General features: G+C 56.4%; 1 protein-coding gene. It reads right to left on the minus strand.

Annotated features, from left to right (window positions below; all coding sequences use genetic code 11):
• On the minus strand, positions 1–204 hold a 204-nt coding region (locus tag ABG80_RS17595), incomplete at its 3' end, for a hypothetical protein (protein WP_407638770.1).
• Positions 205–273: the final 69 nt, after the last annotated feature.

The following is a 273-nucleotide window of genomic DNA, read 5'->3' on the forward strand; positions in this document are numbered from 1 at the left end:
GAACTCGCGCTTGCTCATGTCGAGCAGGTTCGTCACTTGATCGAGGCGCTCGATCAGCGAGGGATGCACCTTGGCGCACATCTGGCGCAGCTCGGTGAGCTGGCCTTGATCAATGGCCTGATCGACCAGCCGGCCCGTGTTGGCACCGTGGCTCAGGGCCTTGAGCTTCAGCACCTGAAGCTGGATTACTTCGTCAAAGTTCATGATTCCTCCAAAATCCAAAAGCGGATGCTTTGGATTCTAGGAGGAAGTCAGATCGCAGGCAAGGGAAAC

This window comes from Aquabacterium parvum (assembly GCF_001447195.1).
In the GTDB taxonomy this organism is placed as follows: domain Bacteria; phylum Pseudomonadota; class Gammaproteobacteria; order Burkholderiales; family Burkholderiaceae_C; genus Aquabacterium; species Aquabacterium parvum.